At 56.5% G+C, this 24,541-nt stretch carries 23 protein-coding genes; 14 read left to right on the plus strand and 9 right to left on the minus strand.

What is annotated here, in order from left to right:
* Positions 1-120 precede the first annotated feature (120 nt).
* Positions 121-1,164: a DUF1176 domain-containing protein gene (locus tag FN633_RS13120; protein WP_154057999.1), complete on the plus strand. Its 1,044-nt coding sequence runs from the start codon at positions 121-123 to the stop codon at positions 1,162-1,164.
* On the opposite strand, the gene tkt is transcribed toward FN633_RS13120, so the two are convergent.
* Both tkt and tal read right to left on the minus strand, forming a co-directional pair.
* The gene (gene tkt, locus FN633_RS13125) at positions 1,154-3,148 is read right to left on the minus strand and encodes a transketolase (RefSeq protein ID WP_154058000.1); all 1,995 of its coding nucleotides are present in this window, start codon (positions 3,146-3,148) and stop codon (positions 1,154-1,156) included. The genes FN633_RS13120 and tkt overlap by 11 nt on opposite strands.
* Positions 3,149-3,168: 20 nt before the next feature.
* A complete protein-coding gene (gene tal, locus FN633_RS13130; protein ID WP_144818206.1) occupies positions 3,169-4,119 on the minus strand; it encodes a transaldolase in 951 nt (316 codons plus the stop codon).
* 281 nt (positions 4,120-4,400) lie between these two features.
* Between tal and maeB the strand changes: the two genes are divergently transcribed.
* Positions 4,401-6,680 carry an NADP-dependent oxaloacetate-decarboxylating malate dehydrogenase gene (maeB, locus tag FN633_RS13135; protein ID WP_154058001.1) on the plus strand — a complete coding sequence of 760 codons (2,280 nt, stop codon included), beginning with the start codon at positions 4,401-4,403 and terminating at the stop codon, positions 6,678-6,680.
* A 5-nt stretch (positions 6,681-6,685) separates the two neighbouring features.
* Here maeB and hemF read toward each other — a convergent pair whose 3' ends face one another.
* Positions 6,686-7,588 carry an oxygen-dependent coproporphyrinogen oxidase gene (hemF, locus tag FN633_RS13140; protein WP_154058002.1) on the minus strand — a complete coding sequence of 301 codons (903 nt, stop codon included), beginning with the start codon at positions 7,586-7,588 and terminating at the stop codon, positions 6,686-6,688.
* Complete coding sequence (gene amiA / locus FN633_RS13145) at positions 7,588-8,460, minus strand: N-acetylmuramoyl-L-alanine amidase AmiA (protein ID WP_154058003.1); 873 nt, start codon at positions 8,458-8,460, stop codon at positions 7,588-7,590. The genes hemF and amiA overlap by 1 nt, the downstream gene beginning before the upstream one ends.
* A 209-nt stretch (positions 8,461-8,669) precedes the next feature.
* Between amiA and FN633_RS13150 the strand changes: the two genes are divergently transcribed.
* The 11 genes from FN633_RS13150 to pdxK all read left to right on the plus strand — a co-directional run bounded on the left by FN633_RS13150 (position 8,670) and on the right by pdxK (position 18,376).
* Positions 8,670-9,095 (plus strand): GNAT family acetyltransferase, encoded by a 426-nt coding sequence (locus FN633_RS13150; protein ID WP_144818210.1) that lies wholly within the window; start codon positions 8,670-8,672, stop codon positions 9,093-9,095.
* Between the two features lie 33 nt (positions 9,096-9,128).
* Positions 9,129-9,707, plus strand: coding sequence for an RpoE-regulated lipoprotein (locus FN633_RS13155; protein ID WP_154058004.1), 579 nt, complete (start codon positions 9,129-9,131; stop codon positions 9,705-9,707).
* A gap of 93 nt (positions 9,708-9,800) precedes the next feature.
* Positions 9,801-10,700 carry a Dyp-type peroxidase gene (locus tag FN633_RS13160; RefSeq protein WP_154058005.1) on the plus strand — a complete coding sequence of 300 codons (900 nt, stop codon included), beginning with the start codon at positions 9,801-9,803 and terminating at the stop codon, positions 10,698-10,700.
* A gap of 199 nt (positions 10,701-10,899) precedes the next feature.
* On the plus strand, positions 10,900-12,255 hold the full coding sequence (locus tag FN633_RS13165; protein ID WP_243731505.1) for an OprD family outer membrane porin: 1,356 nt from the start codon (positions 10,900-10,902) through the stop codon (positions 12,253-12,255).
* Positions 12,256-12,294: 39 nt separating this feature from the next.
* Positions 12,295-12,531 (plus strand): hypothetical protein, encoded by a 237-nt coding sequence (locus FN633_RS13170; RefSeq protein ID WP_154058006.1) that lies wholly within the window; start codon positions 12,295-12,297, stop codon positions 12,529-12,531.
* A gap of 165 nt (positions 12,532-12,696) precedes the next feature.
* The gene (locus tag FN633_RS13175; RefSeq protein ID WP_154058007.1) at positions 12,697-13,713 is read left to right on the plus strand and encodes a sulfate ABC transporter substrate-binding protein; all 1,017 of its coding nucleotides are present in this window, start codon (positions 12,697-12,699) and stop codon (positions 13,711-13,713) included.
* Complete coding sequence (cysT, locus tag FN633_RS13180) at positions 13,713-14,546, plus strand: sulfate/thiosulfate ABC transporter permease CysT (RefSeq protein WP_042389399.1); 834 nt, start codon at positions 13,713-13,715, stop codon at positions 14,544-14,546. The genes FN633_RS13175 and cysT overlap by 1 nt, the downstream gene beginning before the upstream one ends.
* Complete coding sequence (gene cysW / locus FN633_RS13185) at positions 14,546-15,418, plus strand: sulfate/thiosulfate ABC transporter permease CysW (RefSeq protein WP_154058008.1); 873 nt, start codon at positions 14,546-14,548, stop codon at positions 15,416-15,418. Before cysT ends, cysW begins: the two co-directional genes overlap by 1 nt.
* On the plus strand, positions 15,408-16,502 hold the full coding sequence (gene cysA, locus FN633_RS13190; protein ID WP_154058009.1) for a sulfate/thiosulfate ABC transporter ATP-binding protein CysA: 1,095 nt from the start codon (positions 15,408-15,410) through the stop codon (positions 16,500-16,502). Before cysW ends, cysA begins: the two co-directional genes overlap by 11 nt.
* A gap of 120 nt (positions 16,503-16,622) precedes the next feature.
* Positions 16,623-17,534, plus strand: a complete 912-nt coding sequence (cysM, locus tag FN633_RS13195) for a cysteine synthase CysM (protein ID WP_154058010.1) — start codon at positions 16,623-16,625, stop codon at positions 17,532-17,534.
* Between the two features lie 5 nt (positions 17,535-17,539).
* Positions 17,540-18,376, plus strand: coding sequence for a pyridoxine/pyridoxal/pyridoxamine kinase (gene pdxK / locus FN633_RS13200; RefSeq protein WP_154058011.1), 837 nt, complete (start codon positions 17,540-17,542; stop codon positions 18,374-18,376).
* A gap of 63 nt (positions 18,377-18,439) precedes the next feature.
* Here pdxK and crr read toward each other — a convergent pair whose 3' ends face one another.
* The 5 genes from crr to cysZ all read right to left on the minus strand — a co-directional run bounded on the left by crr (position 18,440) and on the right by cysZ (position 23,284).
* Complete coding sequence (gene crr / locus FN633_RS13205) at positions 18,440-18,949, minus strand: PTS glucose transporter subunit IIA (RefSeq protein WP_042389417.1); 510 nt, start codon at positions 18,947-18,949, stop codon at positions 18,440-18,442.
* A gap of 40 nt (positions 18,950-18,989) precedes the next feature.
* Positions 18,990-20,717: a phosphoenolpyruvate-protein phosphotransferase PtsI gene (gene ptsI / locus FN633_RS13210; RefSeq protein WP_154058012.1), complete on the minus strand. Its 1,728-nt coding sequence runs from the start codon at positions 20,715-20,717 to the stop codon at positions 18,990-18,992.
* Between the two features lie 44 nt (positions 20,718-20,761).
* A complete protein-coding gene (ptsH, locus tag FN633_RS13215; protein WP_002913505.1) occupies positions 20,762-21,019 on the minus strand; it encodes a phosphocarrier protein Hpr in 258 nt (85 codons plus the stop codon).
* 379 nt (positions 21,020-21,398) lie between these two features.
* Positions 21,399-22,370, minus strand: coding sequence for a cysteine synthase A (gene cysK, locus FN633_RS13225; RefSeq protein ID WP_154058013.1), 972 nt, complete (start codon positions 22,368-22,370; stop codon positions 21,399-21,401).
* Positions 22,371-22,522: 152 nt separating this feature from the next.
* Positions 22,523-23,284, minus strand: a complete 762-nt coding sequence (cysZ, locus tag FN633_RS13230; RefSeq protein ID WP_154058014.1) for a sulfate transporter CysZ — start codon at positions 23,282-23,284, stop codon at positions 22,523-22,525.
* A 230-nt stretch (positions 23,285-23,514) separates the two neighbouring features.
* Between cysZ and zipA the strand changes: the two genes are divergently transcribed.
* Positions 23,515-24,540 (plus strand): cell division protein ZipA, encoded by a 1,026-nt coding sequence (zipA, locus tag FN633_RS13235; RefSeq protein ID WP_154058015.1) that lies wholly within the window; start codon positions 23,515-23,517, stop codon positions 24,538-24,540.
* Position 24,541 lies beyond the last annotated feature (1 nt).

Consider the following 24,541-nt stretch of genomic DNA (forward strand, 5'->3'; position numbering starts at 1 on the left):
GGGTTAATAACATGTATTTAGAATAAATCTATCCGATAAATCCGATTGAGTCGGCTACCCCATGACGACGAAGATACCCTGTTTATTTGCTACGCTTCTACTTCTGGGGTTGTACCGTTCATGCGTTATCGCGTTTTGCTGCTGCTATTGCTTAATCTGTTTGTCGCCTCGTTTGCGTGGGCGGCACCCGCCCAGCAGAATTTTTCCGACTGGCAGGTCACCTGTAATAATCAAAATTTCTGCGTAGCACGCAATACCGGCGAGCACTATGGACTCGTCATGACCCTGACGCGCAGCGCGGGAGCACGAACCGATGCGCAGCTGCGTATCGAGCTTGGCGGGAGCCAGACGCCATCGGCAAAAGAGCCGCCCGTTGCACCACGCCTGCTGCTCGACGGTATACCGCTGCGGCTGGAGGCTCAGCACTGGGCGATTTCGCCGTGGCGGTTGATCACCGAGCATGCGCCGACTATCAACGTTTTTCTACAGACTATTCAGAATGCGCAGGCGATAACCCTCAAGGACGGACAGGGCACGATATCCCTGGTTGGGCTCAAGGCGGCGCTGCTGTTTATTGATGCCCAGCAAAAACGCGTCGGCAGCGAAACGGCGTGGATCAAAAAAGGAGGCAATCCTTCGCTGAGCGTGCCGCCTGCCCCAGCATTGAAAGGGGTAGCAGTGGTGAACCCGACGCCGACGCCGCTGACTCGTGAAGAGATGGATTCCCTGCTGGATTACGGCAGCATGCGGATGAACAGCAGCCAGTGTTCGCTGGATCCGATGCGTCGAGAGGTGCGCGTGACGGCACTCACCGACGATAAAGCGCTACTGATCGTGAGCTGCGAGGCGGGAGCCTACAATACGGTGGATCTCGCCTGGATGGTTTCGCGTCATAAACCCTACGCGACCAAAGCGGTGCGCCTGCGCCTCCCCTTTACTCCCGGCAGCGGCAACGATGAGATGGAGCTAATGAATGCTGAATTCGATCAGAAAGCCCGCGAATTGACAACGCTTGCCAAAGGTCGCGGGCTGGCGGATTGCGGTATCCAGACGCGCTGGCGTTTTGACGGCCAGCGCTTTCGTCTGGTGCGCTATGCAGAAGAGCCAAGCTGTGACAACTGGCATGGGCCAGACGCCTGGCCCACGCTGTGGATCACACGTTAAGCACTTTTTTCGCTTTAGCGACCACGTTCTCAACGGTAAAGCCAAAGAATGGGAACAGCTTATCGGCCGGTGCGGACTCGCCGTAGCCGGTCATCCCAACAATGGCCCCCTTCAGGCCGACATATTTGTACCAGTAGTCGGCAATCCCGGCCTCAACGGCCACGCGGGCGCTGACGTCTGACGGCAGCACCGACTCACGGTACTCATCATCCTGAGCATCAAAGATATCCGTCGATGGCAGAGAAACTACCCGCACCTTGTGACCTTCGGCGCTCAGCTGATCCGCTGCCTTCACGGTAATCTCAATCTCCGAGCCGGTGGCGATCAGGATCAGATCCGGCTGACCATCGCTGTCCTTCAGGATATAGCCACCGCGGGAGATCGCTTTCACCTGCTCCGGGGTACGCTCCATCTGGGTAAGATTCTGGCGAGAGAGGATCAGCGCGGTCGGGCCGTTGTGCCGCTCAATCGCCAGCTTCCAGCCGACGGCGGCTTCGACCTGGTCACAGGGACGCCAGGTGCTGAAGTTCGGCGTCAGGCGCAGGCTGGCGAGCTGTTCAACCGCCTGGTGCGTCGGGCCATCTTCCCCCAGACCGATGGAGTCATGGGTATAAACCATAATTTGACGCGCCTTCATCAGCGCCGCCATGCGCGCAGCGTTACGTGCGTACTCGACGAACATCAGGAAGGTTGCGGTATAAGGCACGAAGCCGCCGTGGTGGGCAATACCGTTGGCGATGGCGGTCATACCGAACTCGCGCACGCCGTAGTGAATGTAGTTCCCGGCCGGGTCCTCTTTCAGCGACGTTGACCCAGACCAGATGGTCAGGTTACTTGGCGCAAGGTCCGCGGAGCCTCCCAGCAACTCTGGCAGCGCCGGGCCGTACTGGTTAAGCGCGTTCTGGGATGCCTTACGGGTAGCGACCTTCGCAGGCTCAGCCTGAAGTTTAGTGATGTACTCCTGGGTCAGCTGCTCCCAGTTTTCCGGCAGGCCACCGCCCATGCGACGGGAAAATTCCGCTGCCAGCTCGGGGTGCGCCTTCTCATAGGCAGCAAACTTCTCTTTCCACGACTGCTGGGCTTTCTCACCGCGTTCGCGGCCATCCCACGCCTGGTAGATCTCTTTCGGGATCTCAAAGGCCGGATGCTTCCAGCCCAGCTTCTGGCGGGTCAGAGCAACTTCTTCTTCCCCCAGCGCCGCGCCGTGGGAATCCTCTTTACCCGCTTTGTTCGGCGAGCCAAAGCCAATCACCGTTCGGCAGATGATCAGCGACGGTTTATCCTTCACGCTCTGCGCTTCAAGAATGGCTGCTTTAATCGCCTCTGGATCGTGACCGTCAATCTCATGCACTACGTGCCAGTGGTAGGCTTCAAAGCGTTTGGCGGTATCGTCGGTAAACCAGCCTTCGGTTTCACCGTCAATGGAGATGCCGTTGTGGTCATAGAAACCGATCAGCTTGCCCAGCCCCAGCGTGCCCGCTAAAGAGCAGACCTCGTGGGAGATCCCCTCCATCAGACAGCCGTCGCCCATAAAAGTGTAGGTGAAGTGATCGACGATCTCGTGTCCCGGCTGGTTAAACTGCGCTGCCAGCGTGCGTTCGGCAATCGCCAGCCCCACCGCGTTAGCGAGCCCCTGGCCGAGCGGGCCAGTGGTGGTCTCAACGCCTGGCGTATAGCCGATCTCCGGGTGGCCCGGCGTTTTGGAGTGCAGCTGGCGGAAGTTTTTCAGCTCCTCAATCGGCAGATCGTAGCCGGAGAGGTGCAGCAGGCTGTAGAGCAGCATAGAGGCGTGACCGTTGGAGAGAATAAAACGGTCGCGGTCGTACCAGGTCGGATCGGTCGGGTTATGCTTGAGGAAATCGTTCCACAGCACTTCAGCGATATCGGCCATGCCCATTGGCGCGCCGGGGTGGCCGGAGTTAGCTTTTTGTACCGCGTCCATGCTCAGGGCGCGAATGGCGTTGGCAAGCTCTTTACGAGACATATTTCACTCCATGACAAAAATTAAAGTTTAGCGGCAAGCAGATCTTCGAGTTTGCGCTGATCAACGGCGAACTGGCGGATACCGTCAGAGAGTTTTTCTACCGCCATCGGATCCTGGTTATGTTCCCAGCGGAATTCTGCTTCGGTCAGCGGCTCCTGACGTGGGAAGCTTTGTGAGGTCGGGACCAGCTTGCGCTCAATGGTACCCTCTTTGTCCTGTAGCTCCTGAAGCAGAGACGGAGAGATGGTCAGGCGGTCGCAACCGGCCAGAGCGACGATCTGTTCGATACGGCGGAAGCTTGCCCCCATCACGATGGTTTCATAGCGGTTGCGCTTGTAGTAATCGTAGATATTACGTACCGATTTCACGCCCGGATCCTCTTCAACCACGTAGGGATCCTGCGGCTTACGCTGCTGGTACCAGTCGTAGATACGTCCTACGAACGGGGAGATCAGGTAGACGCCCGCTTCGGCGCAGGCCCGAGCCTGGGCAAAGGAGAAGAGCAGGGTCAGGTTACACTTGATGCCCTCTCTCTCCAGCTCTTCTGCGGCGCGGATCCCCTCCCAGGTGGAGGCCAGCTTGATCAGAATGCGTGACTTGTCGATGCCCAGCTCCTCATAGAGCTGCACGATACGGCGCGCCTTGGCGATGCTCTTCTCTTTATCAAAGGAGAGGCGGGCATCAACTTCGGTAGAGACGCGGCCCGGAATGCTTTTCAGAATTTCCGCACCAATATTCACCGCCAGCTTGTCGCTGGCTTCGGCAACCTGCTGCTCTTGGGTCTGGCCGCGCGCTTTACCGTACTCCAGCGCATCGTCGACCAGGTGCGAAAAGTGCTCCAGCGCCGCGGCTTTCAGCAGCAGGGAGGGGTTGGTGGTGGCGTCTTCCGGTTGGTAGTGGCGAATGGATTCGATATCACCGCTGTCGGCAACGACGGTGGTGAACTGTTTGATGCCGTCTAAGTAGTTCATACACAATACTCCTTGAAAAGCAAAAGCTTACGTGAGTGCGTTGGTTCACACCTTCGTGGAAAATAGAACATGCATAACAAAAAAGCATAGCAGACGGACACCGGTTTGCTGGCGTAAGGGCATAACAGCGTTGATATATATTGATAACAAATTTTGCGGCGGGGTGGTCAGAGTTTGGCAGCGTTCAAAGTTTATGCCGCGCTCAACGGCGATACTAAGGGGCGCGTCAGGAGCGCTATCACGCTTCACCCCTAAAAACGATACGTGAAAGGAACATCATAATGGACGACCAGTTAAAACAGAGTGCCCTCGATTTTCACGAGTTCCCCATCCCCGGAAAAATTCAGGTCTCCCCGACCAAGCCGCTCGCTACGCAACGCGATTTAGCGCTGGCCTACTCGCCGGGCGTCGCCGCCCCCTGTCTGGAGATTGAAAAAGATCCGCTGGCAGCCTTTAAGTATACCGCTCGCGGCAACCTGGTGGGGGTCGTCTCCAACGGCACGGCGGTGCTGGGGTTGGGCAATATCGGTGCGCTGGCAGGCAAACCGGTGATGGAGGGCAAGGGCGTCCTGTTTAAGAAATTTGCCGGCATCGACGTCTTTGATATCGAGGTCGATGAGCTGGATCCGGATAAGTTTATCGACGTGGTGGCGGCCCTGGAGCCGACCTTCGGCGGCATTAACCTTGAGGATATCAAAGCGCCGGAGTGCTTCTATATTGAGGCGAAGCTGCGCGAGCGGATGAATATTCCGGTATTCCACGACGACCAGCACGGCACGGCGATCATCAGCACCGCGGCTATTCTCAATGGTCTGCGGGTGGTAGAGAAGAACCTCTCCGACGTGCGGATGGTGGTCTCCGGTGCAGGGGCTGCGGCCATCGCCTGTATGAACCTGCTGGTGGCGCTGGGGATGCAGAAGCACAATATCGTGGTGTGCGACTCCAAAGGGGTGATCTACCAGGGCCGCGAGACGCCAATGGCCGAAACCAAGGCCGCCTACGCCATTGAGGATAACGGCAAGCGCACGTTGGCAGAGGTGATGCAGGACGCCGACATCTTCCTCGGCTGCTCGGGGCCAAATGTGCTGACCCAGGAGATGGTGAAGCAGATGGCGCGCCAGCCGCTGATCCTCGCTCTGGCGAACCCGGAGCCGGAGATCCTGCCTCCGGTGGCGAAAGCGGTACGTGCGGACGCCATCATCTGTACCGGGCGCTCTGACTACCCTAACCAGGTCAATAACGTGCTCTGCTTCCCCTTCATCTTCCGTGGCGCGCTCGACGTGGGCGCTACCGCGATCAACGAAGAGATGAAGCTGGCGGCGGTGCACGCCATTGCCGAACTGGCCCACGCCGAGCAGAGCGAAGTGGTAGCCTCGGCCTATGGCGATCAGGATCTGAGCTTCGGCCCTGAGTATCTGATCCCCAAACCTTTCGATCCACGCCTGATCGTCAAGATCGCCCCGGCGGTAGCGAAAGCGGCGATGGACTCCGGCGTCGCGACGCGGCCCATCGCCGACTTTACTGCCTATGTCGATAAGCTCACTGAATTTGTCTACAAAACCAACCTGTTTATGAAGCCTGTCTTCTCTCAGGCGCGCAACGATCCGAAGCGGGTGGTGCTGGCGGAAGGGGAGGAGGCGCGGGTTCTGCACGCGACCCAGGAGCTGGTCACCCTCGGGCTGGCGAAGCCGATCCTGGTGGGTCGCCCCGGCGTCATCGAGATGCGTATCCAGAAGCTGGGATTGCAGATCCGTCCCGGCATCGACTTTGAGATCGTCAATAACGAATCCGACCCGCGCTTTAAAGAGTACTGGAGCGAGTACTACAACATCATGAAGCGCAGCGGCATCACCCAGGAGCAGGCCCAGCGGGCAGTGATTAGCAATACCACAGTGATTGGGGCGATCATGGTTCAGCGCGGCGAGGCGGATGCAATGATCTGCGGCACCATCGGCGACTATCACGAGCACTTTAGCGTGGTGCAACAGCTGTTTGGCTACCGTGACGGGGTGCAGACGGCAGGGGCGATGAATGCGCTGCTGCTGCCGAGCGGCAACACCTTTATTGCCGACACCTACGTCAACGACGATCCGACGCCGGAGCAGCTGGCGGACATTACCCTGATGGCGGCCCAGACCGTGCGCCGGTTCGGTATTGAGCCGCGCGTAGCTCTGCTGTCGCACTCGAACTTCGGCTCGTCGAACTCACCGGCAGCGTGCAAGATGCGCGAGACGCTGGCGAAAGTACGTGAGCGCGATCCGCACCTGATGATTGACGGGGAGATGCACGGCGATGCCGCGCTGGTAGAGAGCATTCGTCAGGACCGGATGCCGGACAGCCCGCTGAAAGGCTCGGCCAATATTTTGATTATGCCTAACGTCGAGGCGGCGCGCATTAGTTACAACTTACTTCGCGTCTCCAGCTCGGAGGGCGTTACTGTCGGGCCAGTGCTGATGGGCGTAGCAAAACCGGTGCACGTGCTGACGCCTATCGCTTCCGTCCGCCGCATCGTCAATATGGTAGCGCTGGCGGTGGTGGAGGCGCAGACGCAGCCGCTATAAGAACGTTAAATCCACTCTTTCACTTTGATAAACTCGCTGAGGGCGGCTTCCGGGCTGCCCTCCTGCGGCTGGTAGTTATACTCCCACGCCACCTTCGGCGGCATCGACATCAGGATCGACTCCGTACGCCCGCCGGTCTGTAAGCCAAACAGCGTTCCACGATCCCACACCAGATTAAATTCAACGTAGCGACCCCGGCGATAGAGCTGGAAGTTACGCTCGCGATCGCCGTACGCCATCGCTTTCCGCCGCTGGACAATCGGCAGGTAGGCCTGGGTATACCCATCGCCTACCGCCTGGGCAAAGGCGAAGCACTGGTCAAAGTCTGGCGTATTGAGATCGTCAAAGAAGAGGCCGCCGATGCCGCGCTGCTCGTGGCGGTGCTTCAGATAGAAGTAGTCGTCGCACCATTTCTTGTAGCGCGGATAGACCTCTTCGCCGAACGGCTGGCAGAGATCCCGTGCGGTGCGGTGCCAGTGTACGGCATCCTCGCTAAAGCCGTAGTAGGGCGTGAGGTCAAAGCCGCCGCCAAACCACCAGACCGGATCCTCACCCGGCTTCTCGGCAATAAAGAAGCGCACGTTGGCGTGACTGGTTGGCACGTAGGGATTGTGGGGATGCACCACCAGAGAAACGCCCATGGCTTCAAAGCTGCGTCCTGCCAGCTCCGGGCGGTGCGCGGTTGCCGAGGCGGGCAGGGCGTCGCCATGCACGTGGGAGAAGTTGACTCCTGCCTGCTCGAAGATGCCGCCGTCGCGCAGAACGCGGGTGCGCCCGCCGCCGCCAGCCTCACGCTGCCAGTTATCTTCAAAGAAGTCGCTGCCGTCGACGGCGGAGAGCTGCTGGCAGATCCTGTCCTGCAGCTGAAGGAAAAAGGCTTTAACGGTGTTTGCGTCAGGTTTGCTCATCAACGTTTCTTCGAGTGCGCTTTGTGATTATCGAACCAGCTAAAGTAGCTCAGCACGCCGGAGGCAATGGCCGAGGCGATCTTCTGGCGAAACGCCTTGGTGCCCAGCAGCTGCTCTTCAGCAGGGTTAGTAATGAAGGAAGTCTCTACCAGCACCGAGGGGACGGAGGGGGACTTCAGCACCACAAACGCTGCCTGCTCGGTGTGCTTGCTGTGCAGGCGGTGCACCGGCTTGATCTGCTTCAGGATATGCGAGCCAAGGGTCAGGCTGTTCTTGATAGTGTCGGTCTGCACCAGGTCAAACAGCACCTGCTGTAAATAGTGATCTTTATCGCGGGCCTTTTTACCGGCCAGGTCATCGGCGGCGTTCTCGCGATCGGAGAGGTATTTTGCCATGGCGCTACTCGCTCCCCGGTTGGAGAGGGCAAATACCGACGCGCCTGCTGCATCGGGATTGGTAAAGCCGTCGGCATGGATCGACATAAACAGATCCGCCCCGTGCTGGTGGGCAATCTCCACGCGGTCGTAAAGCGGGATAAAGGTATCCCCGGTACGCGTCAGCCGCGCGTCGATGCCTTTACTGCGCAGGATCGCCCGCACGTTCTTGGCGATCGCCAGCACCACGTGCTTCTCTTTCGAGCCGTTATGACCGATGGCACCGGTGTCGATCCCGCCATGTCCAGGGTCGAGCATGACCACGCGCCTGGCTCCGGCCTTCTTGGCCTTCGGCTTAGTATGCCCGTTACCGGTTTTCAGCGTTGACTCATCTTTGGCGATGGCCCGCGACGTGCCTGTCAGTGTCAATGCCGCCAGACCTGCTTTCAGAACCTGACGACGCGATGTAAGTACTTTTAATGGTTTAAATGTGCTCATACGACCCGAAATGTATTCCTGCGTCCCTGGTGTTTTAGCGTATCGCCTACAAGATTACGACACGGCACGGTTTGAATTGCTTTATTTTTCATTTCAATACGTGACAGTCCACTATTATGCCATTTTTTCGTTGTCATTTCGCCGCATATTGGCTTCACGGGCACTTCACGCCATAATCAACCTTTTGATCCTGAAGGCAGGTACATACCATGGAGATACGCGTTTTTCGCCAGGCCGACTTCGAAGAGGTGATCACCCTGTGGGAGCGCTGCGACCTGCTGCGGCCATGGAACGATCCGGAGATGGACATCGAACGCAAGCTGAATCATGACGTTAGCCTGTTTCTGGTGGCCGAGGTCGGGGGGGAAGTGGTCGGCACGGTAATGGGCGGCTACGACGGCCATCGCGGCTCGGCCTACTACCTTGGGGTACACCCGGAGTTCCGGGGCCGGGGGATCGCCAACGCGCTGCTTAACCGTCTGGAGAAGAAGCTGATCGCCCGTGGCTGCCCAAAGATTAACATTCAGGTGCGGGAAGAGAACGACCTCGTACTCGGGATGTACGAGCGCCTCGGCTATGAGCATGCCGACGTCGTCAACCTCGGCAAACGCCTGATTGAAGATGAAGAGTATTGAGTTTTAGTCAACCAAGACGAAAGGATTTAAGCCATGAAATCGCTGCGTATGCTTCTCTGCGTCCTGCCGCTGGCCCTGACCGGCTGTTCGACCCTCGGGTCGGTGAACTGGTCGGCAGCCAACCCCTGGAACTGGTTTGGTTCCTCATCAGAGGTGACCGACGAAGGCGTCGGGGCGCTGACGGCGGATACCGCGCTGGATGAGGCCTCTATCGCCGATGCGCTGGACGGTGACTACCGCCTGCGCAGCGGGATGCGCGCTGACCAGGGCGGCAATGTGATCCGCTTTTATGAGGCGCTGGACGGGGATAAGGTCGCCTTGATCGTTAACGGTGAAAACGGCAAAGTGAGCCGTATCGATGTGCTCGACAGCAATATTGAGAGCGACACCGGGGCCAGGGTCGGCATGCCTTTCAGCGAACTGTATGACAAAGCCTACGGCAACTGCACCAAAGCCACCGGCGACGACAGCGGCGGCGTGGAGTGTAAGGCTCAGGGTAGCCAGCACGTCAGCTATGTCTTTACCGGCAGCTGGAACGGCCCGGAGGGCTTAATGCCGCCGGACGACGAGCTGAAAAAATGGACCCTGAGTAAGATTATTTGGCGTCGTTAATTGATCGGAACAATCCTGGTTCTCTGAAAAAGCGCGTACAATAGCGCCATCAATGCCGCGGCTGCGCGGCATGTTTTTTTTAGAGGAGTAGCGATGTCTCAGGTTCAAAGCGGCATTTTGCCAGAACACTGCCGGGCGGCGATTTGGATCGAAGCGAACGTAAAGGGCGACGTTAACGCCCTGCGCGAAGGCAGTAAAATTTTTGCCGATAAGCTGGCTAACTTCCAGCTCGCCTTTGCTGAGGCGAATCTCGGGGCGGTGGTGGCCTTTGGTCATCGTGTCTGGCCCGAACTGAGCGGTGGGGAAGGGGCGGAAGAGCTAAAAGCGTTCGTTCCCTACGGCAAAGGGCTGGCCCCGGCCACCCAGTACGATGTGATGATCCACATTCTCTCTCTGCGTCACGACGTCAACTTCTCTGTCGCCCAGGCGGCGCTGGCAGCGTTTGGCGACGCGCTGGAGGTTAAAGAGGAGACCCACGGCTTCCGCTGGGTAGAGGATCGCGACCTGAGCGGTTTTGTTGACGGCACAGAGAACCCGGCGGGCAGCGACAAGCGCACCGAGGTGGCCGTGATTCAGGAGGGCATTGACGCAGGCGGCAGCTACGTCTTCGTCCAGCGCTGGGAGCATAACCTCAAGCAGCTTAACCGGATGAGCGTGCCGGATCAGGAGATGATGATTGGCCGCACCAAAGAGGCCAATGAAGAGATCGACGGCGACGCCCGGCCGATTACCTCGCACCTGAGCCGCGTCGATCTGAAAGAGAACGGCAAGGGGCTGAAAATCGTCCGCCAGAGCCTGCCTTACGGTACGGCAAGCGGCAAGCACGGGCTCTATTTCTGCGCTTACTGCGCCCGCCTCTACAATATTGAACAGCAGCTGCTGAGCATGTTTGGTGATACTGACGGCAAGCGCGACGCTATGCTGCGCTTCACCCGCCCGGTTACCGGCGGCTACTATTTTGCCCCGTCGTTAGACCGTCTGCTCGCGCTGTAACGCCTGCACCTCCTCTGCCTCTTTGCGCAGGCAGGGGAGGATGTGGTATGTGGTAAAGTCTTTCCGACCTTTCAAATGTGACTGCTCTCCCTTTTTAACTTCGTAATTTAGATTATTTTCCCTGCCCGCATTATTAGCATTTATTTCTTAATAATTTCTAAAAGCATTATTTATTACAAAAATATGTTTAAAAGGATTTATGATGACAATCAAAAAGCTATTATTAATAGCATGTTCGCCATGCTGTTTTTTTGCAGCAGATGTCAATGCAAACGACTGGGAAAAGAGCCTTGCCGACGATCCGTTTTTTGCCGATTCCACCTTTGATATTTCTGCCAGGAATATGTGGAAGTATTTAAAGACGGAAAACCGTTACGATAATGAGGAAGAGCGATATGCAACCGCTGTTCAGCAGGCTTGGGCTCAGGGGCTGACCGTTGACTATACCTCCGGGTATTTCGCGGACATAATTGGCTTTGACGCCTCTTATTACAGCGCCGCAAAATTAGGGGCCAGTGATAACTTTGCCTCCCGTGCCATTCTCTATGATGATGACGGTGAAGCCAAAGGCTATACCAAAATTGGTCAGCGCTACGCGAAGCTGAAAATGGATATTCTCCGCGCTAAAGTGAACGTCAAAGGCGGCTGGTTTACCATCAAGAATACCGGCATCTTCTCTAACTCACAGCGCATGTCCCTCAACACTCACTCAGGCTGGTATGCCAATACGGCCATCGATAATGTCAGCGTTGATACGCTGTTTCTCGACGGGAAGGTGATGCGGCGTGATAGCCCTAATATCGATAGGATGTATATCCGTGATGGCAACGGAGAGAGCCGCAATGTCGATCACGTGATCACTGGGGGCATCAACTATAAGAGTAAACCCCTGAAAGTTTACTACTTCTATGGCGTAGCCGATGACCTGCTTTTTAAGCAGGGGTTCGAGGGCTGGTGGGATGCGTTTCCCGATATTACCCTCGGGACGCAAATTTATGAGCAGGAGTATGGTAGCGATGCGAAAAGAACCACCTCCAGCACCGCGAGGGGGAAACAGGATTTCGATAAGCGGGCCTGGCACTACTCGGCCACTATCGAATGGCGCATTCCGCAAACGCCCTGGAAAATAGTGGGTGGTTTAACCTATACCGAGGCCAAGAAAACAAACGGCGTGGGGCAATTTACCCGTAACGTCATTGGTAATGCCCGTGGGCGTTTTAATTCCCCGGCCTATGCGGATATCGATTACGTCCGCGACGGTGAAACTATGCTGGCGTTAGCCGCTGAGTATAAATTTACCCCCGATCTCTCGGTGGGTGTGCGGATGAACTACAGTGAATTCGATTATGAAGGGGAAACATTGCGTCAGGGGCAGCTGGGGATGTACAGCAACTGGGATCCGGCTAAAAACTGGTCTGTCTACTTAAATGGCGGCTACGGTTGGCATCACGAGCAAGAGTCAGATTACACTACGCCAAAACTTTATAATGGGCATTCGCAACGCGCTAATTCTCTTTGCGGAGAGATGAGCGTGACTTATCGGTTCAGGCTTTAAGCATAAATAATAAATTTATTCATAGTGAATATAGAGCATATGGATATTAAAAATTATTTTTCAAAAACGGTACATCTGGAGCTGATAAAAAAAGTCTATTTTCTGTTTCACGAGAATCCGCGGCTTCTCTATACGGTGACCGACGTGTGTGAGTTCTCCGATCTCAACAGAAAGCAGGTGGGGTTTATCTTAACCATTCTGGTCAGGCTGCGCATGGTCTACCGGGAGATCAAAAAGCGCGGCGCGAGTAACCGCTATCTCTATCGCGCCAGATGATACAGCCCTGTAAGCGATGCCCGGACAGGAGTCAGTTAACCCGAGCATCGCTTATGCTCTTTTCTGCTTGCAAATCACCAAACGGTATATAAAACCGTTACTCCTTTCGTACTGCTTATAAATAAACTGTGTTTTTGATAGTCATCACAGATATAAGGGTGCGCAATGGCCGTTAACTTACTGAAAAAAGGATATCTGACGCTTGCCGCTTCAGTGTTGCTGGTAGCGCAGGCGCAGGCAACGGAGCTGCTCAATAGCTCCTATGACGTCTCTCGCGAGCTGTTTGCCGCCCTTAATCCGCCGTTTGAGCAGCAGTGGGCGAAAGAGAACGGCGGCGATAAGCTGACGATCAAGCAGTCTCACGCGGGCTCCTCCAAACAGGCGCTGGCCATCTTGCAGGGGCTCAAAGCAGACGTGGTGACCTATAACCAGATCACCGACGTGCAGATCCTGCATGATAAAGGCAAGCTGATCCCTGCGGATTGGCAGAGCCGCCTGCCCAACAACAGCTCGCCGTTCTACTCCACGATGGCGTTCCTGGTGCGCAAGGGCAACCCAAAAAATATCCACGACTGGAGCGACCTGGTGCGCTCTGACGTCAAGCTGATCTTCCCGAATCCGAAAACCTCCGGCAACGCCCGCTATACCTATCTGGCGGCATGGGGGGCGGCGGATAAAGCCGACGGCGGCGATAAGGCAAAAACCGAACAGTTCATGACCCAGTTCCTGAAAAACGTTGAGGTGTTTGATACCGGCGGCCGTGGGGCCACCACCACCTTCGTTGAGCGTGGTCTCGGCGACGTGCTCATCACCTTTGAATCCGAAGTGAACACTATTCGTAAACAGTACGAAGACCAGGGCTTTGAGGTTGTGGTCCCGAAGGTCAACATCCTGGCGGAGTTCCCGGTGGCATGGGTTGATAAAAACGTGAAGGCCAACGGCACGGAGAAGGCGGCGAAAGCCTACCTGAACTACCTCTATAGCCCGCAGGCGCAGACCATCATTACTGACTACTACTATCGGGTGAATAACCCTGACGTGATGAACAAGCTGAAGGACAAGTTCCCGCAGACCGAGCTGTTTAAGGTGGAAGATCGCTTTGGCTCATGGCCAGAGGTGATGAAAACGCACTTTACAAGCGGCGGTGAGCTGGACAAGCTGCTGGCGGCGGGGCGTAGCTAATGTTTGCAGTGGCTTCAAAACGCGTGCTGCCCGGCTTTACCCTCAGCCTCGGGACCAGCCTGCTGTTCGTCTGCCTGATCCTGCTCCTGCCGCTTAGCGCGCTGGTTATGCAGCTCTCGGAGATGAGCTGGGCGCAGTACTGGGAGGTGGTGACCAACCCGCAGGTTGTCGCCGCCTATAAGGTCACGCTGCTGTCGGCCTTTGTCGCCTCGATTTTCAACGGCGTCTTTGGCCTGCTGATGGCGTGGATCCTGACGCGCTACCGTTTTCCTGGGCGCACCCTGCTGGATGCGCTGATGGATCTGCCGTTTGCCCTGCCGACGGCGGTAGCGGGTCTGACCCTCGCCTCGCTCTTTTCCGTCAACGGCTTCTACGGTCAGTGGCTGGCGCAGTTTGATATTAAAGTGACTTATACCTGGCTCGGCATTGCCGTGGCGATGGCCTTTACCAGCATCCCCTTTGTGGTGCGGACGGTGCAGCCGGTGCTGGAAGAGCTAGGGCCGGAGTATGAGGAAGCGGCTCAGACGCTGGGCGCGACGCGGCTGCAAAGCTTCCGCAAAGTCGTGATGCCTGAGCTTTCCCCTGCGCTGCTGGCGGGCGTGGCGTTGTCGTTTACCCGCAGCCTTGGCGAGTTCGGTGCGGTGATCTTTATCGCCGGCAACATCGCCTGGAAAACCGAAGTGACCTCGCTGATGATCTTTGTCCGCCTACAGGAGTTTGACTACCCGGCGGCGAGCGCCATTGCCTCGGTGATCCTTGCGGCCTCACTGCTGCTGCTGTTCTCAATTAATACTCTGCAAAGTCGCTTTGGTCGACGAGTGGTAGGTCACTAATGGCGGAAATCTCCCAATTGAAACACGATCGTTCCCGGATTAACTGGGGTAAATGGTTTCTGATCGGTACCGGAATGCTGATCTCGGCATTTATCCTGGTAGTGCCGATGGTCTACATTTTCGTGCAGGCCTTCAGTAAAGGGCTGATGCCGGTGCTGGAGAACCTCGCCAACCCGGATATGCTCCACGCGATCTGGCTGACGGTACTGATTGCCCTGATCACCGTCCCGGTTAACCTGGTATTCGGGACGCTGCTCGCCTGGCTGGTGACCCGCTTTAATTTCCCCGGTCGTCAGCTGCTGCTGACCCTGCTCGATATTCCGTTTGCGGTGTCGCCAGTGGTGGCGGGCCTCGTCTATCTGCTGTTTTACGGCTCCAACGGCCCGCTTGGCGGCTGGCTTGATGAGCACAATTTACAGATTATGTTCGCCTGGCCCGGCATGGTGCTGGTGACCATTTTCGTTACCTGTCCGTTTGTGGTACGCGAGCTGGTGCCGGTGATGCTCAGCCAGGGCAGCCACGAGGACGAGGCGGCGATTTTGCTGGGTGCGTCGGGCTGGCAGATGTTCCGCCGCGTAACGCTGCCGAATATTCGCTGGGCGCTGCTCTACGGCGTGGTGCTGACCAACGCCCGCGCCATCGGCGAATTCGGGGCGGTATCGGTGGTGTCCGGTTCTATTCGCGGCGAAACCCTGTCACTGCCGCTACAGATTGAGTTACTTGAGCAGGACTACAACACGGTGGGATCCTTTACCGCCGCGGCCCTGCTGACGTTAATGGCTATTTTGACCCTGTTCTTAAAGAGTGGGTTGCAGTGGCGTTTACATAACCAAGAGAAACGCGCGCAACAGGAGGGAAATCATGAGCATTGAGATTGCCAATATTAAGAAGTCTTTTGGTCGCACCCAGGTGCTGAATGATATCTCGCTGGATATCCCTTCCGGACAGATGGTGGCGCTGCTGGGGCCTTCTGGCTCGGGCAAAACCACGCTGCTGCGTATTATTGCCGGGCTCGAGCACCAGACCAGCGGACATATTCGTTTTCACGGCACCGACGTGGGGCGTCTGCACGCCCGCGACCGTAAGGTCGGCTTTGTGTTCCAGCACTACGCGCTGTTCCGCCATATGACGGTATTCGACAACATCGCCTTTGGCCTGACGGTGCTGCCGCGACGCGAGCGGCCGAACGCGGCGGCGATCAAAGCCAAGGTGACTAAGCTGCTGGAGATGGTGCAGCTGGCGCATCTGGCCGATCGCTATCCGGCCCAGCTCTCCGGCGGGCAGAAGCAGCGCGTTGCCCTGGCACGCGCCCTGGCCCCGGATCCGCAGATCCTGCTGCTGGATGAGCCTTTCGGCGCGCTGGATGCCCAGGTACGTAAAGAGCTTCGCCGCTGGCTGCGTGAGCTGCATGAAGAGCTTAAATTCACCAGCGTCTTCGTGACCCACGATCAGGAAGAGGCGATGGAAGTGGCCGACCGCGTGGTGGTCATGAGCCAGGGGAACATCGAGCAGGTTGACGTCCCGGAGCAGGTCTGGCGTGAACCCGCGACCCGCTTCGTGCTGGAGTTTATGGGCGAGGTAAACCGTCTGCACGGCGTGGTGCGCGGCAGCCAGTTCCACGTCGGCGCGCACCGCTGGCCGCTGGGTTACACCCCGGCGCACCAGGGCGAGGTCGATCTCTTCCTGCGTCCGTGGGAAGTGGATATCAGCCGCCGTACCAGCCTGGACGCACCGCTGCCGGTCGTGGTCGTTGAGGCCAGCCCGAAAGGGCACTATACCCAGCTGGTGGTGCAGCCTCAGGGCTGGTATGACGAACCGCTGTCGGTGGTGCTGCGTGGCGAAGATGCGCCGCAGCGCGGTGAGCGTCTGTTCATCGGCCTGCAAAATGCTCGCCTCTACCATGGCACGGAGCGTCTTGCCGAGCCAGGGGATCTTGCTCTGGCGCACTCTGCCTGATAGTTTAACGAGTATGTTTATCGCCCGGTGGCGCTGCGCTTACCGGGCCTACAATTATCACAGCGTCTTGTAGGCCGGGTAAGCGATAGCGCCACCCGGCTTTTTTATTGAGTAAAAACCGTGAACACACTCGAACACACCATCGGCAATACCCCCCTGGTAAAACTTCAGCGTATGACGCCCAACAACGGCAGTGAAATCTGGGTCAAGCTGGAGGGAAATAATCCTGCCGGCTCGGTGAAAGACCGGGCCGCGCTTTCGATGATTGTACAGGCAGAGAAGCGGGGTGAGATAAAACCCGGCGACGTACTGATTGAGGCTACCAGTGGCAACACCGGCATCGCCCTCGCAATGATCGCCGCACTCAAAGGCTACCGCATGAAGCTACTCATGCCGGACAATATGAGCCAGGAGCGACGTGCAGCGATGCACGCCTACGGCGCGGAGCTGATTCTGGTGAGCCGTGAGCAGGGGATGGAGGGGGCGCGGGACCTGGCTGCGGCGATGGCCCAGCGCGGGGAGGGTAAGCTTCTCGACCAGTTCAATAATCCCGACAACCCTTACGCCCACTACACCACCACCGGACCAGAGATCTGGCAGCAGACCGGCGGTCGCATCAGCCATTTTGTCTCCAGCATGGGCACGACCGGCACCATTACCGGCGTATCGCGCTTTCTGCGCGAACAGGCGAAACCGGTGTCCATCGTTGGCCTGCAGCCGGAAGAGGGGAGCAGCATTCCCGGGATCCGCCGTTGGCCAGCGGAGTACATGCCGGGCATTTTCAACGCCTCGCTGGTCGATGCGGTGCTGGATATCCACCAGCGCGACGCTGAGAACACCATGCGGGCGCTGGCGGTGCGGGAGGGGATCTTCTGCGGCGTGAGCTCCGGCGGCGCGGTTGCAGGTGCAATTCGCGTGGCCAATGAAAATCCGGGGGCGGTAGTGGTGGCGATTATCTGCGACCGTGGCGATCGCTACCTTTCAACCGGCGTGTTTGGTGAGGAGAGCTATGCCCAGGGGGCGGGGATTTAACAATTATGGAAATGATCTTATTTCGGGATAAGACCCGAGCGCAGCAGACGGATATCGTGGCGGTGCAGTCTCAGGTGGTCTACGGCAGCGTTGGTAACAGCATCGCCGTACCCAATATTCGTCAGCATCAGCTGGCCGTCACGGCGGTACCGACGGTGCTGTTCAGCAATACGCCGCACTACGACACCTTCTACGGCGGCGTCATTCCGGATGAGTGGTTCAGCGGCTATCTGAAAGCGCTGGAGGAGAGAGAGATCCTGCGTGAGCTGAAGGCGGTGACCACCGGCTATATGGGCAGCGCCAGCCAGATTGCGCTGCTGGCGCAGTGGCTCCGTACGGTAAAAGAGACGCATCCGGATCTGCTGATCCTGGTGGACCCGGTGATCGGTGATATCGACAGCGGCACCTACGTACATCCTGACATTCCTGAGGCCTATCGTCAGCATCTGCTGCCGCTGGCCCAGGGCATCACCCCCAACGTCTATGAGCTGGAGATATTGAGTGGCCAGCCGTGCCGGGATCCTGAAAGCGCAGTTGCCGCGGCGAAAGGGCTGCTGTCAGAGACGCTCAAATGGGTGGCTATTACCAGCGCGCCCGTGGCCGGTGACCCGAATGCGATCCACGTTGTGCTGGTTACCGAAGATGCGGTGACCATCAGCGCTCACCCACGGGTAGCCACCGATCTGAAAGGTACGGGCGATCTCTTCTGTTCTGAGCTGGTGAGCCATATCGTGCAGGGGACGAGCGTGGCAGAGGCGATTGGCCGCGCAGGCGACCGGGTAACAGCGGTAATGCGCTATACCCAGCAGGCTGGTTACGATGAATTGATATTACCAGTCTGATTTAATCAAGATAAGAAACAAAAATGGCACCCGTGTGGGTGCCATTTTGCATTCCGGCAAGAATTACTTCTTGATGCGGATCACCGGGGTTTCGCCCACGGTTACGCTACCGGACAGCTTGTTCAGCTCTTTGATCTCATCCATGTTGGAGATAACAACCGGCGTCAGGGTAGACTTGGCTTTCTCTTCCAGCAGCGGCAGATCGAACTCGATCACCGGATCGCCAACCTTAACGCGCTGGCCTTCTTCGGCGATACGTTTGAAACCTTCGCCTTTCAGTTCAACGGTATCAATACCGAAGTGAACGAACAGCTCGATGCCGCTATCGGATTCGATAGAGAAGGCATGGTTGGTTTCAAAAATCTTGCCAATGGTGCCATCAACAGGCGCAACCATTTTGTTGCCGGTTGGTTTGATAGCAATGCCATCACCAACGATTTTTTCAGCAAACACCACATCCGGCACATCTTCGATGTTGACGATCTCGCCAGACAGCGGAGCAATAATCTCAATGGTTCCGGTATCTTTCTTATCGTCAGAAACCAGAGATTTCAGTTTATCGAACAAACCCATGATCTTCTCCTAAGCAGTAATTTGGGCCGCATCTCGTGGATTAGCAGATTGTTTTTTCTTCAATGAACTTGTTAACCAGCGTCATTAACTCGTCCGTTGTCGGTTGAGCAAGAGCCTGCTCTGCTAAAACCTTCGCATCTTCGAAGTTCGTATTACGAATAATCTTCTTAATGCGCGGGATAGAAATGGCACTCATACTGAATTCATCCAGACCCATCCCCAGCAACAGAAGTGTAGCACGTTCGTCGCCTGCAAGCTCTCCACACATGCCGGTCCATTTACCTTCAGCATGAGAAGCATCAATAACTTGCTTAATTAAGGTCAATACAGACGGCGACATCGGCTGATACAGATGGGAGATCATATCATTACCGCGGTCAACGGCCAGGGTGTACTGGGTTAAGTCGTTGGTGCCGATACTGAAGAAATCGACTTCTTTCGCCAGGTGACGGGCAATAGTGGCAGCGGCAGGGGTTTCTACCATGACGCCCACTTCAATGCTCTCGTCAAAGGCTTTACCTTCGTCACGCAGCTCCTGCTTGAAGGTTTCGATCGCTTTCTTCAGCACGCGCACTTCTTCAACAGAGATGATCATCGGGAACATGATGCGCAGCTTGCCGAACGCGGAGGCACGCAGAATAGCGCGAACCTGGTCACGCAGGATCTCTTTACGATCCATGGCGATACGCACGGCGCGCCAGCCGAGGAACGGGTTCTCTTCTTTCGGGAAATTCATGTACGGCAGCTCTTTATCGCCGCCGATGTCCATAGTACGGACAATGACTGCCTGAGAGCCACACGCTTCTGCCACTGCTTTATAGGCAGCAAACTGCTCTTCTTCAGTCGGCAGCGCGTCACGGTCCATGAACAGGAATTCGGTACGGTAGAGGCCTACGCCTTCTGCGCCGTTGCGCTCGGCACCGTCTACGTCACGCACGGTACCAATGTTGGCGCACACTTCGACCTGATGGCCGTCAAGGGTGATCGCCGGCAGATCTTTCAGCTTCGCCAGTTCGGCTTTCTCGGAAGCAACCTGCTCCTGCACGTTACGCAGGTTTTCGATCTCATCGTTGGTCGGATTAACGTAAACTTTGTTATTCACCGCATCGAGGATCAGATAGTCGTCGTTTTTCACCTGGGCGGTGACGCTACCGGTTCCCACAATGGCAGGCAGCTCAAGGGAGCGCGCCATGATGGAGGTATGGGAGGTGCGTCCGCCAGCGTCGGTGATAAAGCCCAGCACCTTGTTCAGGTTCAGCTGTGCCGTTTCCGACGGGGTCAAATCCGCCGCCACCAGAATCACTTCGTCCTGAATAGCGCTCAGATCAATGATCGCCAGGCCGAGGATGTTGCGCAGCAGGCGTTTACCGATGTCGCGTACGTCAGCCGCACGCTCTTTCAGGTACTCGTCGTCCAGCTCTTCCAGGGCAGTTGCCTGACCTTCGATAACTTCATGCGCAGCTGCATCAGCCGTCATGTTTTTATCTTTAATCAGGGCTATGATTTCCTGCTCCAGCTCCTCATCTTCCAGCAACATGATGTGGCCTTCGAAGATGGCTTCTTTTTCTTCACCGAAGGTTTCACCAGCTTTGGTTTTGATCGTCTCGAGCTGCGCGGATGCCTTGGCACGACCGCTCAGAAAACGTTCAACTTCCTGATCAACCTTATCAGCAGAAATTTTTTTCCGGTCGATGACGATCTCGTCTTCTTTCAGCAGCAGTGCTTTGCCGAAAGCGATACCCGGGGATGCTAAAATGCCTGAAATCATAACCCTACCTTACTTGTGACTGATTTTTTAAAAGAACCCGGAACTTACTCGAGTTCAGCCATCAGTTTTACCAGATGCTCTACGGCTTTCTGCTCGTCTTCGCCTTCAGCAGACAGCGTTACAACGGTACCCTGAGTCAGGCCCAGAGTCTGGAGTTTGAACAGGCTTTTGGCGCTAGCGCTTTTGCCGTTGGAGGTCACGGTGATCTCTGAAGTGAAGCCTTTCGCTTCTTTCACAAACTGAGCAGCAGGGCGGGTATGCAGACCGTTCGGAGCGGTAATGGTAACTTCTTGCTGGAACATTATATTTCCCCAACTTATAGGTTTAGTGTTGTGGATCTAAAGTCTAGCCTGGCGGCATAACTTTAGCCTGTATTGTTAGCGCCGGCATAACGGGACGCGGGGCAAAAGTTCGCCTGCGCAATCCGCTGCGGGCACTTTTGACCGTGGCAAGTACTCGTCACTCACATTATGCCGCGAAAGCGAGACTTCAACCAAATCCTAAAATCGATTCAGCTAGTTTAAAGTCACAATTCGATTAATTTCGCGCTTCAAAATAAATGTGCTGGTTAAATACCAGACCCGACAGGGGGAATCAATGCCAGGTGAGTTGAAAGTTTGACGTGGGCCACAAAAAAGCACCCCGAAAGGTGCTTTTTTATGCGATTCTCGCTGTCCGCGATTACTGCTGCAGCTCTTTTTCAGTGAAGAGATCGGCAAACAGGGCGGTACTCAAATAGCGCTCACCTGAAGAAGGGAGAATAACGACAATGTTCTTTTTGGTAAAGGCCTCATCTTCCTGCAGCTTCAGCGCAGCGGCAACGGCGGCACCGGAGGAGATCCCTGCCAGAATGCCTTCCTCTTCCATCAGGCGACGGGCAACGCTAATTGCCTCATCGTTGGTAATCGCTACCACTTTGTCGATCAGCTTCAGATCGAGGTTGCCAGGGATAAAGCCGGCCCCGATACCCTGAATCTTATGCGGGCCAGGCTTCAGCTCTTCGCCTGCCAGCGCCTGGGCGATAACCGGGGAGTCCGTCGGCTCTACCGCCACGGTGATCAGATCGGTTTTACCCTTGGTGTTTTTGATGTAACGCGACACGCCGGTCAGCGTACCACCGGTGCCTACGCCGGAGATGAACACATCAACCTGACCATCGGTATCTTCCCAGATCTCCGGGCCGGTGGTTTTTTCATGAATTTCCGGGTTAGCCGGGTTGCTGAACTGCTGCAGCAGCAGGTACTTAGCCGGATCGCTGGCGACGATCTCTTCCGCTTTCTGGATCGCGCCCTTCATGCCTTTCGCGCCTTCGGTCAGCACCAGGTTCGCGCCCAGCGCTTTCAGCAGCTTACGGCGTTCAATACTCATGGTTTCCGGCATGGTCAGGGTCAGCTTGTAGCCGCGCGCGGCAGCGACGTAAGCCAGTGCGATCCCGGTGTTGCCGCTGGTCGGTTCAACCAGCTCAACGCCTGCTTTCAGCACGCCACGTTTTTCGGCATCCCAAATCATATTGGCACCAATACGGCATTTCACGCTGAAGCTTGGGTTACGGGACTCGACCTTAGCGAGGATGCGTCCATTACCGATGCGGTTCAGTCGGACCAGCGGCGTGTGGCCGATAGTCAACGAGTTGTCTTCAAAAATCTTACTCATAGCCCGTCCTTAACTGTATGAATTTGGGAACGACATCAGCATACGCGGTTAAGGAATATGCGGAAGTAAGGATTTCGCATATCTATATGCTGATGAGAAATAATAGCAACAACTATGGAATAAGACCGGAATAGCGCATCCATTTCCACCATTCATTTCCACAGGGCATGCTTCGTCCGATAGCAGTCCACCCACATGGCGGTGGCACCGCAGACGGCAACAGGCATGATCACCAGGTTGAGTACCGGGATAAGCGTAAACAGGCTGGTAAGCGCGCCAAACTGCATGTTGGTCACCTTTCGCGCCCGCAGCGCGCCGCGCATGGTTTTAAAGGCCACTTTGTGGTTATCAAACGGATAGTCACAGTACTGGATCGCCAGCATCCATGCGCTAAACAGGAACCACAGCACCGGGGCGACCGTCTGCCCAATGCCGGGAATAAAGTAGAGCAGTAGCAGAACGGCGGCCCGCGGCAGATACCATGCCAGCTTCTGCCACTCGCGTTTCATGATCCGCGGCAGATCCTTAGCAATACCGGTAATGCCGGTATCCGGCGGCGTCGCGCCGGTCAGCCGCGCCTCAAGCTGCTCGGCCAGTAGGCCGTTAAACGGGGCGGCAATCCAGTTGGCAATGGTTGAGAAGAAATAGCCAAAGACCAGCACGACGGAAATCACGGCGATGGGCCAGAGCAGATAGCTCAGCCACTGCAGCCAGTCCGGTACGTGGTTCATCAGCGCCGGGATCCAACTATCTAGCTGGGTAAAGAGCCAGGCAAAAGCACAGCCAATCAAGACGATATTGACCAGTAGCGGCATAATCACAAAGCGCCGGATGCCGGGCAGGGTGATGAGCTTCCAGCCCTGGGAAAAATAATAAACGCCGCTGCGAGGTGGGGTGACCGATGTTGAAACCATTGTCAGGCTATACTCCTTTAATGACCCCCGAATGGGGTGCGTGGCTATATTATCCGTATCGCGCCGTCTGCACAGCTCAGAAATGTTCGAAAAAACAGCAAAAAGTACGATTTTACACATCTTTATGCGGTGAAAGCTGCGTGCGCACTTGCACTTGCGGTGAACGGCAAATACTCTTAGTGAGTAAATGTTTGCCGTGGTGGCAAGGTGTTAGAACAACAGAGAATATAATGATGCAGGATTTGCGTCTGATATTAATCATTGTTGGCGCGATCGCCATAATCGCTTTACTGGTTCACGGTTTTTGGACCAGCCGGAAAGAGCGTTCGACGATGTTCCGCGATCGCCCAATGAAACGCATGAAGTCGCGTCGTGACGATGATGAGTCCTACGACGACGATACCGAAAATAACGTCGATGAAGGCGTGGGTGAAGTGCGTGTTCATAAAACGGGCCACGCCCCGAGTGCGGGTCAGGAGCATGACGTTCCGCGAACGCCGCAGCACCAGTATCAGCCGCCTTACGCGTCTGCTCAGCCTCGCCAGCATGCCCCCGTGCAGCCGGAAGAGCCGCTGCGCCAGGCTCCGCCTCAGCAGCCTGCCGCACCGCACGTTGAACCTCAGCCGGTGAGAAGTGCACCGACGCAGCCTGTTCAGCACCAGCCTGTGCAACAGCAACCGATTCAACAGCAGCCGGTACAGCCTCAACCTGTTCAGCAACAGCCTGTACAGCAGCCCCTGTCTCAGCAACCGGCAGCGCAGCAGCCGGTCGCCCAGCAGCCAGCACCGGAACCTGCGCCGCAGGAAGCACCTGCCGTCGCAGAGAAGCCGCAGCGTAAAGAGACCGTTATTATCATGAATGTTGCCGCGCATCCCGGCAGTGAACTGAGCGGTGAAGTGCTGCTGGCCAGCATTCAACAGGCCGGTTTCGCCTTTGGCGACATGAATATTTTCCATCGCCACCTTAGTCCTGACGGCAGTGGCCCGGCGCTGTTTAGCCTGGCGAATATGGTGAATCCGGGGACTTTCGATCCCGAGATGACCGGTAACTTTACGACGCCCGGCGTTACCATGTTTATGCAGGTGCCGTCCTATGGCGATGAGATGCAGAACTTCAAACTGATGCTCCAGTCTGCGCAGTACATTGCCGATGAAGTTGGCGGCGTCGTGCTGGACGATCAGCGCCGCATGATGACTCCGCAAAAGCTGCGTGAGTATCAGGATCGCATTCGCGAAGTGAAAGAAGCGAACGCGTAAC

Source organism: Pseudescherichia vulneris (genome assembly GCF_902164725.1).
Taxonomy (GTDB): domain Bacteria; phylum Pseudomonadota; class Gammaproteobacteria; order Enterobacterales; family Enterobacteriaceae; genus Pseudescherichia; species Pseudescherichia vulneris.